This window comes from Luteimonas kalidii (assembly GCF_029887935.1).
Classification (GTDB): domain Bacteria; phylum Pseudomonadota; class Gammaproteobacteria; order Xanthomonadales; family Xanthomonadaceae; genus Luteimonas; species Luteimonas kalidii.
Genome location: NZ_JARXRO010000012.1, coordinates 1 through 11,324 on the forward strand (window position 1 = coordinate 1; position 11,324 = coordinate 11,324).

The window sequence follows — 11,324 nt, forward strand, 5'->3', positions numbered from 1 at the left end:
GGCCGTCCAACGCTTGATCTCTTCGTCCATCACTTGGCTCATCGTGCTCTCCTTCAAAAGGTAGCACCTGAGCAGGAAATCACTGGGTCATTACAGAAGCTTGCTAACAGAACTGGTACTGAGACCGCTCTTCGAAGTCGTGTTCTACGGCATCGGGTACGTGATCGGCGCCGTCGTTGTGCCAATCTTCTCGTTCGGTACGTATACGGTTGAGCCATGGGACTTCCAGGCTCGGTTCAAGGCCAGGAGGCGAGCTGCCAAGCTCGCGCCTCGCGTCGTATCGGCGGAGGTTGCCACGGGCGTAGGCATTGCTACGTTGTTCGTTGCAGCATTGATTGCGTACTTCGTGTGGCGCGCGGCAGGCGTCTAACCGCTCATTCAGCCCGATGCCGCTTGCTGCACGGGTTAGTTCAGGTATTAGGGGGCCTGGGAGGGACACCGTGCTGACGACGCTGGCAAGACATTCGGCGTGCGACATTCTCCCCCAGTCCCAAGCGTAAGGTGCCCGTATGACTACGCGAGATGAGATCATGGCCTTGGAGCGCAAGTTCTGGCAGGCCATGATGGACATGGACATCGATACTGCCGTTTCACTCCTGGATGAGCAGTCGATTGCGGCGAGTGCCCGCGGAATCCGGTGTTTTGATCCCGCTGCGTACAAGGCAATGGCCCAGGCCGGGGATGCTCGCATCACGTCTTTCGAGTTCTTCGATGAGAGGGTGATCTTTCCCATTCCAGGTGTGGCGATCGCCTCTTACGGGGCAAAGCAGTCCTTCACGATGGGTGGCAGAAGTAACGAGATGGTCGTGTTTGACACCACCGTATGGGTAAAGAAGAGTGGCACATGGTTGGCGTCTGCTCATACTGAGACGCCGGAACGGAAGGATCCGCCAGGCGCCGCCTGACGATGCATTCAAGCCCAACCCGCTTCGCTGCGCGACCCACAAGGCATGAAGTGCTTGCCACGTGGTTCACCCCACTGCGCGGGTCGGCCTAACTTAGGTGTTGGGACCGCACGTCACTTCAAGGACGCTGAAACCTATGAGTCGCTCCATCCTCGTGGCCGTCGTTCTTGGCCTCATGCTGGTCGCATCACCCCTGCGTGGGCAGAGCCCGCTGGCAGAGCTTCCTTATGCTGCCTTACCGGCTGAGCTGGATCGAGTGCTTCGCGACTATGAGCACGCGTGGCGCGCGGGCGATGCAACTGCCCTCGCCTCGCTGTTCGCCGAGGATGGGTTCATATTGCAAAGCAATCGTCCGCCGGTTCGCGGACGCTCAGCCATCCAGGCAGCCTACGAGGGGCAGGCCGTCGGCCCATTGCAGTTGCGCGCAATCGCCTTTGCAACTGGAGACACGATCGGCTACATCATCGGTACGTATCGCTACGGCAGTGCACCCAACGACATAGGCAAGTTCACCCTCACTCTGCGTCGTGCGCCGGGCGAGCCGTGGCTGATCTACTCGGACATGGACAACCTGAACACGACACCGGGAAGCCAGCGTCCGCCAGAGCAGTAGAGGTGCGGGGTCAATCAGCACCCGAAATTCACATCCCTGCCTTCAGCGCAACTCGGTCCATAGCGGCAGTTCCAGCCGACTTCCGCTTCCGACCCCACTGACCCCGCGTGGTAGCTCCGAACATCCGCCGTGCGGCAGTCCGTTACGGCAACGCCGCCTCGAACTGGATCCGCTGACCCGGCACCAGGCGGTCGCTCTCGATGCCCACTTGCAGCGCTTCGCGCGCATGCGGGCCCGGGCAGGTTTCGAAGTCACGCGCCGCACCTGGCAGCAGGCCCTTGAGCGAAGTGGTGGCGCGATGGCCGTTCCCAGCCGGCCAGGCGTCGTAATAGATCGGCGCGACGCCGTCGTTGCGCACGGTCAGGCGCACGCATTCGCCGTTGCTCTCGAGCCGGGTGATGCGGAACGCGTAACCGGTGGCCATGGCGGCCTGGCGGATGCGGGCGCGGGCCTGGTAGCGCGGCTGGTCGTTGCCGATGATGTAGCTGATGCGGTACTGGGCGGCGAAGGATTCGAAGCTGCGGCCGTGCGGGCCGTTTGGCAGGTCGAGCACGTGGGCCTGGTCGTACTCGCTGTAGTAGCTGAACTCGCCGCCGGCAGGACCGTCGTGATGGCGTGCGTCGCCGAAGAAGCGCCAGGCGGCGCGGTTGTACTCGCTGTCGCTTTCCGAGTGCCGCTCGTGCATGAAGGAGTCGTCGAACAGGCCGAAGCGCAGGGTGCGCAGCGACGGCACGGACGGGAACGGCGAGTAGACGGCGCTCGCGGCGTCGATCGAGACCGACCACAGCGTGTCCAAGAAATTCGCGCCCAGGTGTTCGAGCGCCTGCTGCTGGAACGCCTTGGACGGGAACGTGTGCCCGAGCGTCAGCGGTCCGTCCCAGAGGTGGTATTCGGCGTAGGAGCCGAACCCGACCTGGACGAAGGCCAGTCGCGGATCGCGGTCGTAGCGCTGCGCGAAGCGGGCGTAGAAGTCGAGCACGAACTGCTGCAGCCGCTGCGAGCGCCAGTCGGGGATGAAGGTCCGGCGGCCCTCGACGGTGTGGAAGGCGGTGACGTGGTCCGGACCGCCGGCGATGTCGACCGGGAGGGAGATCTCGGTGCGCCCGGGGTAGGTGTCGTGGAAGCGCAGGATCATCTGGTGGCCGCGCGCGGCCGCGGCGGCCAAGCGCGTGTCGACGGCGGACCAGTCGAAGACGTCCGAGGTCGGGCTCACGTCGCGGTAGCGCAGATAGGCGAACTCCAGCTGCACGTCGTGGCCCAGCGCGGCCAGGCCGGCCGCGTTGTCGTTCCACAGCACGATGCCGGTCATCGGTTGCACGGCATCGATCCGCGACTGCAGCGGCACCGGCTCGAACGCGGAGCTCGCACGCCGGTGGCGGAAGCCGCGGCCACCGGTGGCGCGCCCGGGCACGGCCTGCGCTGTCGCGGGTGAGGGAGCCGCATCGGCAGCGGCGACATGCGCTGGCGCTGCGGCCAGCCCGGCCGGGGTGTCGTTCACGGACGCAGCGCGCCCCAGCGGCCGCGCCACCACGAAACGTACGGCGGCAGGGTGCGCGGCCTGCGGAATCATCCCGGCCCACGCATACGCGTGTGAATCCTCCACGCGCTCACGCTCCGCATCCCGCGACACCGCCTGCGAGGCGCCGGCGCAGGCCAGCACCAGGGCCAGCGGGATCACGCCCGCACATCGCTTCCACCCTCGCATCGCGTCGACTCCTTGTCCGGGGAAATGGCCGGCCGTGGTCGGCCGGCCGCGAAGCGCCGTCAGAAGCGGTAGCTCAGCCCCAGGGTGAGCGCGCGCCCGTAGCGATAGTAGCCCTGCGACAGCATCGGATTGCCGTTGATGCTGTAGGTGTTCTCCTCGTCGAGCAGGTTGCTGCCCTCCAGCGACACGGTGAAGTCGTCGTTGACGTTGTAGGAGACGTGCGCGGTGAGCCAGGTGATCGGATCGGCCTGTTCGTTGTAGCCGCCGCCCAGCACGTTGATCGCGGTGACGAAGCCGTCGGTGTGGTCGGCGGTGGCGCCGGCCGACCACGCGCCCTTCTCGTACATCACGCCCAGCGAGTACACCGACGGCGCGATGCCCTCGAGCGGACGCTCTTCGTCGGCCACCCAGCTCTTGGACCAGTTGCGGGTGTACTGGGCGCGGAAGCCGAAGCCGCTGTCCCAGAAATGCTGCAGGCCGGCCTCGAAGCCGCGTACCTTGGCGTAGTCGCCGTTGATCGGGCGCATCACGTTGAACAGGGTCGGCCCGTCGGTGACCGGATTGCCCTCGGTGTCGACGATCGGCCCCACGCCGATGTCCTGGCCCGGCTCCCAGCTGGTGGTGATCTGGTTCTCGATGCGCTTGTGGAACACCGCGAAGTTGGCGATCGAGTTCTCCGAGAAATACCACTCCAGCGAGACGTCGCCCTGGCGCGCGGTGTAGGGCTTGAGTTCGGCATTGCCGCCGTAGATCTGGGTGAACTCACCCCAGGACACGCTCTCGGTGGTGTTGGTGGGCGCCAGCTGGCTCACCGCCGGACGCGCCATGGTCTTGGCCGCGCCCAGGCGCAGCTGCAGCGTGTCGGTGAAGTGCCAGGTGAAGTTGGCGGTCGGCAGGGCGTAGGTGTACTCGGCCTCCTGGTACACCGAACTGGGCTCGTCGTACACCGCGGAATAGTTGAACGCGCCGAACTCGACGATGCTCAGGATCTTCGCGTCCCAGGCCTGGGCGGTGGTCTGGGTCTTGACCAGGCGCAGGCCGGCGTTGCCTTCCCAGCGCTCGCCGGCCAGGTCGAGCTCGATGTAGGCGGCGTTGGTCTTCTCGCTCACGCGATAGCTCTGCAGCGGGTTCCACACCGGCGCGGCGGCCGCGTAGTCGTAGGTGCCGCCGCCGGGACGCGGGGTGCCGTCGTAGGCGCGCAGCGCGGCGATGTAGCCGGGCACGTCGAAGCCCAGGAACGAGCGCGGGAACACCGACGACACACCGCTCATGAAGTTCGGCAGGTTGAAGGTGTCCGACAGCACGCTGCCGCCGAGGTCGGCGACGTTGATCGCGTTGCCGCTGGAGTAGTAGTCGGCGCCGCCGTTGAGCGCATTGTTGACCAGGTCGCGCGCCTTGCGGCGGTCGGTGCGGGTGAAGCCGAACTTCAGCCGGTCGATGCCCAGCTCGCCGACGAACAGCTCGCCGGCCACCGAACCGCCGTTGATGCGGTCGTCGATGTTGTCGCCGGCCAGCGAGAAGTAGTGGGTGTTGAAATCGCTCGGGCCGAACTCGCCGTTGGCCAGGCCGTCGATCAAATTGCGCCCGTCGTCGAAGTCCGCGTCGACGTTCGGAATCCCGCCGTTGAGCCAGATGCGGGCCACGTTCGGCCGCGCCATGCGCAGCACCACGTAGGAATCCTGGCCGCCGGAGTAGCGGCTGGAGGTGGAGCGGTACAGGTCGGCGGTGACGGTGAAATCGTCGTTGACCTTCCACTCGCCGTTGACACCGTACAGATCGGTGTCGACCACGCGGTACTCGGTCTGGTTGAGCAGTTCGGGGTTAAGCCGCAACTCCGGATCGGGGTTGTCCATGGTGAAGTCGGTGACGATGCCGTTGTCGATCGTCATGTTCGACCAGCGACCGGGCGCGAACAGCGGGTAGTACGACTGCTGGTAGCCGACCTGGGGCGAATCCAGCCGCGTCTTGAGGCCGTCGAAGGACACCTTGACGCTGTCGCTCGGCCGCCATTCGAGCTTGGCCGAGAACGCCTTGCGCTTCTTCTCTTCCAGGATCGAGCCGATCCGGAACTGGCCGGGACCGATCAGGCCGTATTCCTCCTCGTCGAGCACGCCGTTGCCGTTGGGGTCGATGTGGCCGCCCCAGGTGTTGCCCCACAGCCAGCTCTCGTCGGTCGGGTCGGCGTTGCGGCTCCAGCCGCCGTCGTTGCCGGCCACGTCGGTACGGTCCTTGCGACGCCCGTACACCACGCCGAGCAGCACGCCGAAGGTGTCGTCGGCGAAGGTGTTGCTGTAGGCGGCCGAGACCTTGCCGCCGTTCTGCTCGGACATCAGGTTTCGGTCGCCCTCCAGCCGCACCACGCCGTGCTGGCCGGCCTGGTCGAACGGACTGGCCGAACGCAGGTTGATCAGGCCACCGATCGCGCCCTCGGTCAGCGAAGCCTGTGCGCCCTTGATCACGTCCGCGCCGCTGATCACGTCGGCGGGCAGCACGTCGTAGGCGAAGTCGCGGCCGGCGCCGTCGGTGGCGAGGATGCGGCCGTTGAAGGTGGTGAGCGTGTACTCCGGCCCCAGGCCGCGCACGCTCACCTTCTGGCCTTCGCCGCCGGCGGTGCGCGAGATCGACACGCCGGTGATGTGGCTCAGCGAATCGGCCACGTTGTCGTCCGGGAACTTGCCCAGTTCCAGCGCGCTGATCGAGTCCTGCACGGTCGAGGATTCGCGCTTGAGCTCGGTGGCGCGCGCCAGGCTGCCGCGCACGCCGGTCACGATCACGGTGTCGAGCGATTCGATCGACTCGGTGGCGGACTGGCCAACCTGCGGATCGGCGGTGGTGTCGGCCCCGGCCTGCTGGGCGAAGGCCGCGGACGGCAGCAGGGCCAGGGCGATACTGCAGAAAAGCGTCTTCCGGTGCAGGCGGGCAGATGTCACGGCAGCTCTCTCCTCGGGCGTTGGACGGCAAGGCTTAACGAAACGAAACCGAGCCTATCTCATGTTTCGTTTAGCATCAATAGCGAAATTTAACGAAATGTCGCATACTCCGGTCGCACACGGAAAGGACCCCATGGCCGCCACCCGCGACACCAGCCAGCGACGCCTGCAGATCAGCGAACTCGTGCGCCAGCACGGCAGCGTGCAGGTGACCGCGCTGGCCCGCCGGTTCGGGGTCAGCATGCAGACCGTGCGCAAGGACCTGCGCTACCTCGCCGAACGCGGGGTGATGGCGCGGGCCTACGGTGGCGCGATCGACAGCCACGTGGTCGGGGGCACCCTGGCCGAGCCGCCCTACGAGGCCAAGCGCACCGCGCACCTGGAGGAGAAGCGGCGCATCGGCCAGCGCGCGGCCGCTCTGGTCAAGGCCGGCGACACCATCGCCATCGATTCGGGTACCACCGCGATCCAGCTGGCCGAGGCACTGCCGAACATCGAGGTGACCGTGGTCACCAACGATTTCGGCGTGCTCAGCGCGCTCACGCCCAAGACCAACCTGCGACTGGTGATGCTGGGCGGTGAGCTGCGGCGCAAGAACATGGCCTTCTATGGCGGCCTCACGGTCGAGGCGCTCGACGCGCTGCACGTGGACCGCCTGTTCCTGGGCGTGGACGGGTTCGATCTCGAACGCGGCATCACCACGCACTACGAGCCCGAGGCGATGCTCAACCGCAAGATGGTCGAGGCCGCGCGGCACGTGGTGGCGATCACCGACAGCTCCAAGTTCGGCACCGTGTGCCTGCACCGCATCATCGCGGTGCGCGAACTGGACGCGCTGATCACCGATACCGGCGCGCCGGAGGAGATCCGCGCCGCCAGCCTGCAGCTCGGGTTCGAACTGCTGCTGGCATAGGCCGCACTGCCCCATCGACTCAGCCACCGTCGCGCACGAACACGCGGCGCGCGTTGGCGAAGTAGATCCTGTCGATCACCTCGCGCGGCAGCGCCAGGCCAGGCACGTCGGCGTCGATCATGTCCACGCGCTGGGACTCCCCCGTGGCGAGGTAGCGCCAGTCGGAGGTCCAGACCTCGTGCGCGGTGCGCGCGAACTCGGCCGGGTCCGCGTCCGGGCCCTGGGTGAGGTCGGTGCCGTAGACGATCCGGTCCTGGTAGCGGATGAAGAAGCGGCGCACGCGCTCGCGGTCGCGCACCGACTGGTATTGCACCTGGCTCATGCGCGCGGCGAGGTCGACGCTGGCGTTCGGGAAGCGGTCGAGGAACGCGCCCAGGCGGTCGACGTCGTACTCGAGGCTGGCCATGTGCGCGCCGACGAAGCGCAGCTGCGGGTGCGCGGCCACGAACCGGTCCCGCACCGCCATGTGGTCCTCGTACGAGGGCTCCTCCGGGTGCAGGTACATGTGGTACTGCGGATGGTTGCGGAAGTACTCGCGATCGTTGTCGGTGGTCATCTGCTCCAGCGGCAGCCAGCAGTTGTGCGGCTCGCCCTGGTGGCCGATCAGGGCCAGCCCGCGTGCACGCACCTGTTCGGCGACCGGCGACAGCGCAGGGTGGTCGAGCATGACCAGGCGCCCGTCCGCGTCCTTCTCGATCATGCCGACGTTCTTCCAGATCTTGACCGCGAGCGCGCCCTCCTCGGCCGCGGCGTCGATCGCCTGTGCGACCGAACTGCGCCACTGCGGCGCCGGGAACCCGTCCATCGGGAACGTGGCCGCCCAGTGCAGGCGCGCCGGGTCCGCCTTCGCCAGGGCGAGCGCGGCCGTGCGCTGGTCCTCGATCGACGGGAACACGGGGTAATCGACATTGATCGTCAGCAGCTCGAATCCGTCGGCCGTGGCCTGGTCGAGGAAGGCGCGCTGGGTCGTGTTGGCATGCACGTGGGCATCGAACTTCGCCACGCGCGCGAAGTCGTCCATCGTGTAGGTCGCGTCGCGCGCGGGCGCGTCAACCAGGGCGGGCGTGGTGGCGACCGGGGCGCAGGCGGTCGCGAACGCCAGCAGGGCGCCGACGCAGGTCAGGGTTCGGGCGTGCATCGCGGGCTCCACAGGAATGTAACGAAACTTATATACAACATATCGCAACAAAAATGTTGCATCACCCGGGAGGGTCACGCAGAATGCCCCCCGCACTCCTTCGGAACCGTCGCATGACCCCGATCGGACGCCGCTCCGTCCTCAAGCTGGCCGCAGGCACCGTCGCGCTGGCCGCGCTCCCCTCCGTGTCCGCCGCGCGTGCCGGGTCCTCCCGGCCGGCACGCGCGGTGGCGCACGACGACCACCTGTCGATCCGCTTCGACGCGCGGATGCACACGGCGATCGAGCGCGCCGACACCGCGCTCACCGGGTTCCAGCCCAGTGAAGTGCTGCTGCTGGCCGATGGCAGCGAACTGCAGGACTTCGCCTTCCTCGACGAGCGCGTCGAACCGCTGGACGATCCCCGCCACGGCGCCGGCCGCCGCCACGTGCTGCGCGGCCGTTCCGCCGGCGGCATCGAGAAGACCGTCGACGCGACGTTCTACGCCCGCTATCCGGGCCTGGCGATCCTGGCCACCACCTACCGCAATGGCGGCGACGCGCCGCTCGAGGTCGCCGGCTGGCGCAACGCCGCGCACGAGCTGGACGATGCGCCCGGCGGGTTCTGGAGCTTTTCCGGCGCCACCCACACCGACCGGCGTGACTGGGTGCAGCCCGTGGACGCGGACTTCAACCAGCGCAATACGCTGGCGATGGATTCGTCTGACTACGGCGGCGGCACGCCGGTGGCCAATCTGTGGCGGCGCGACGGCGGCCTGGCCGTCGGCCATGTGGAACCGGTGCCGAAGCTGCTGGACATGCCGGTCCGCAAGACCGTGCGCGGCGCCAGCATCGCGCTCGAAAGCGCACAGCCGGTCGCGCTGCCAGCCGGCGGCACGCTGACGACCGATCGCACCTTTCTGTGCGTGCATACCGGCGACTTCTACGCGCCGCTCGAGCTTTACCGCGGCTTCCTGCAGGACCAGGGCGTCGCCGCCCGCGAGGTGCCCGAGTCCGCGTTCGCGCCGATCTGGTGCGCCTGGGGCTACGAGCGCGACTTCAGCACCGAACAGGTGCTGGCCACCCTGCCCAAGGCGCGCGAGCTCGGGTTCGAGTGGGCGGTGCTGGACGACGGCTGGCAGACCAACGAGGGCGACTGGGCGATCGACCGGCGCAAGTTCCCGCGCGGCGACGCCGACATGCGCGCCTTTACCGATGCGGTGCGCGCGCAGGGCATGCGACCGCGCCTGTGGCTGGCACCGCTCGCCGCCGACCCGGGCAGCGACGTGCTGCACCAGCATCCGGACATGCTGCTGCTCGACCAGTACGGCGCGTTCCAGACCGTCACGTGGTGGAACGCGCTGACCCAGTGCCCCGCCTACGACAAGACGATCGCGTACTACGTCGCGTTCGTGAAGAAGGCGATCGGCGAGTGGGGCTTCGAAGGCCTCAAGCTCGACGGCCAGCACCTCAACGCGGTCGCGCCCTGCTACAACCCCGCGCACGGGCACGCGCATCCGAACGAGTCCTGCGAAAAGATGCCGGACTTCTGGAACGCGATCCACGCCGCGGCGCGCGGGGCCAATCCCGAGGCCGTGGTCGAGCTGTGCCCCTGCGGCACCGCGTTCGCGTTCCACAACCTGCCGGCGACCGACCAGTTCCCCTCCTCCGACCCGCTGTCGTCCTGGCAGGTGCGGCACAAGGGCAAGACCGTCAAGGCGCTGGTGGGGCGCGGCAGCAGCTACGCCGGCGACCACGTCGAACTCAGCACCGGCGGCCGGGATTTCGCCAGCAGCGTCGGCATCGGCGCGGTGATCTCGACCAAGTTCACCTGGCCGCGCGACACCGACCGCCCGAACCCCGGCCCGCTGCCGCCCGGCGGCTTCGTGCTCACGCCGGAGAAGGAAGCGCTGTGGCGCAAGTGGGTGGACCTGTACAAGGCGCACATGCTGCCGAAGGGCGAGTACCGCGGCGCGCTGTACGACATCGGCTTCGACCGGCCCGAGGCGCACGCGATCGCGAAGGACGGCGCGATGTACTACACCTTCTACGCCGACGACTGGAACGGGCCGCTGCAGCTGCGCGGCCTGGGCCCGGGCCGCTGGCGCGTGCGCGACCTGTTCGACGAACACGACCTGGGCGTGGTGGACGCGCGCACGGCCACGCTGGATGCGCGCTTCGAAGGCTTCCTGCTGCTGCAGGCCACGCCCGAAGGCGGCGCGGCATGAGCGCCGCGCCGAACACCGGCCGCCCGTGGCTGGTCTATGCGCTGGTGACGGTCGCGCTGTGGGGCGCGTGGGGCGCGCTCGCGGGGCTGTCGGCCGAACGCGGCTTCCCCGACACGCTGGTCTACTGCGTGTGGGCGCTGACGATGGTTCCGCCGGCGCTGTTCGTGCTGTGGCGCACGGGCTGGGCACTCGACCGCAGCCCACGCGCGATCGCCTTCGGCATGGCGATCGGCCTGCTCGGCGCGGGTGGACAGATGATCCTGTTCAAGGCGCTCACGACGGGGCCGGCGTACTTCATCTTCCCGATCATCTCGCTGTCGCCGGTGGTCACCATCGCGCTGTCGATGCTGCTGCTGCGCGAACGCACCGGGATGCTGGGCGCGGCCGGCATCGTGCTGGCACTGGTGGCGCTGCCGATGCTGGACCTGTCGTTCGGGCAGCCGGGCGCCGAAGGGCTGGGCTGGTTCCCGCTGGCACTGCTGATCATGGCGGCCTGGGGCGTGCAGGCGTATTTCATGAAGCTGGCCAACAACACGGTGAGCGCCGAGAGCATCTTCTTCTACATGATGGCCGGCGCGCTGCTGCTGGTGCCGGTGGCCTGGGCGATGACCGACTTCAGCCGGCCGGTGAACATGGGACTCGATGGGCCCTGGATGACCGCGGCGATCCAGATCCTCAACGCGGTCGGCGCGCTGACGCTGGTCTACGCCTTCCGCTACGGCAAGGCGATCGTGGTGGCGCCGCTGACCAACGCCGGCGCGCCGCTGGTGACCGCCGTGCTGGCGCTGCTGTTTGCCGGCGTGGTGCCGGGGCCGCTGAAGATGGCCGGCCTGACGCTGGCGCTGGTGGCCTCGCTGCTGCTGGTGATGGAACCCGAGCGCGCGCCGGCCGCGCCCCGCCCCTGATACGGAAC

General features: G+C 67.9%; 8 protein-coding genes. 5 read left to right on the forward strand and 3 right to left on the reverse strand.

The annotated features are described in order from the left end of the window. Positions 1-536 precede the first annotated feature (536 nt). The gene (locus QFW81_RS04530; protein ID WP_280577395.1) at positions 537-905 is read left to right on the forward strand and encodes a nuclear transport factor 2 family protein; all 369 of its coding nucleotides are present in this window, start codon (positions 537-539) and stop codon (positions 903-905) included. A 136-nt stretch (positions 906-1,041) separates the two neighbouring features. Beyond that, positions 1,042-1,518 (forward strand): YybH family protein, encoded by a 477-nt coding sequence (locus QFW81_RS04535; protein WP_425603975.1) that lies wholly within the window; start codon positions 1,042-1,044, stop codon positions 1,516-1,518. A 142-nt stretch (positions 1,519-1,660) separates the two neighbouring features. Here the strand turns inward: QFW81_RS04535 and QFW81_RS04540 are convergent, their stop codons facing one another. Together QFW81_RS04540 and QFW81_RS04545 are read right to left on the reverse strand one after the other, a co-directional pair. Continuing rightward, positions 1,661-3,196 (reverse strand): hypothetical protein, encoded by a 1,536-nt coding sequence (locus QFW81_RS04540; protein ID WP_280577396.1) that lies wholly within the window; start codon positions 3,194-3,196, stop codon positions 1,661-1,663. Between the two features lie 86 nt (positions 3,197-3,282). Beyond that, entirely contained in the window at positions 3,283-6,153 is a 2,871-nt protein-coding gene (locus tag QFW81_RS04545) for a TonB-dependent receptor (RefSeq protein WP_280577397.1), read from the reverse strand. Between the two features lie 133 nt (positions 6,154-6,286). On the opposite strand from QFW81_RS04545, the gene QFW81_RS04550 reads away from it, so the two are divergent. Continuing rightward, on the forward strand, positions 6,287-7,066 hold the full coding sequence (locus QFW81_RS04550) for a DeoR/GlpR family DNA-binding transcription regulator (protein WP_280577398.1): 780 nt from the start codon (positions 6,287-6,289) through the stop codon (positions 7,064-7,066). Between the two features lie 19 nt (positions 7,067-7,085). Here the strand turns inward: QFW81_RS04550 and QFW81_RS04555 are convergent, their stop codons facing one another. Then, the gene (locus QFW81_RS04555; RefSeq protein ID WP_280577399.1) at positions 7,086-8,204 is read right to left on the reverse strand and encodes an amidohydrolase family protein; all 1,119 of its coding nucleotides are present in this window, start codon (positions 8,202-8,204) and stop codon (positions 7,086-7,088) included. Between the two features lie 113 nt (positions 8,205-8,317). On the opposite strand from QFW81_RS04555, the gene QFW81_RS04560 reads away from it, so the two are divergent. Beyond that, positions 8,318-10,411, forward strand: coding sequence for a glycoside hydrolase family 36 protein (locus QFW81_RS04560; protein WP_280577401.1), 2,094 nt, complete (start codon positions 8,318-8,320; stop codon positions 10,409-10,411). Next, positions 10,408-11,316, forward strand: a complete 909-nt coding sequence (locus QFW81_RS04565; RefSeq protein WP_280577402.1) for an EamA family transporter — start codon at positions 10,408-10,410, stop codon at positions 11,314-11,316. Before QFW81_RS04560 ends, QFW81_RS04565 begins: the two co-directional genes overlap by 4 nt. Positions 11,317-11,324: the final 8 nt, after the last annotated feature.

Excerpts from the sequence above, each read along its gene's own strand:
- QFW81_RS04535 (WP_425603975.1), top strand. The coding sequence starts at position 1,042 with ATGAGTCGCTCCATCCTCGTGGCCGTCGTTCTTGGCCTCATGCTGGTC.
- QFW81_RS04550 (WP_280577398.1), top strand. The coding sequence starts at position 6,287 with ATGGCCGCCACCCGCGACACCAGCCAGCGACGCCTGCAGATCAGCGAA.
- QFW81_RS04555 (WP_280577399.1), bottom strand. The coding sequence starts at position 8,204 with ATGCACGCCCGAACCCTGACCTGCGTCGGCGCCCTGCTGGCGTTCGCG.
- QFW81_RS04560 (WP_280577401.1), top strand. The coding sequence starts at position 8,318 with ATGACCCCGATCGGACGCCGCTCCGTCCTCAAGCTGGCCGCAGGCACC.
- QFW81_RS04565 (WP_280577402.1), top strand. The coding sequence starts at position 10,408 with ATGAGCGCCGCGCCGAACACCGGCCGCCCGTGGCTGGTCTATGCGCTG.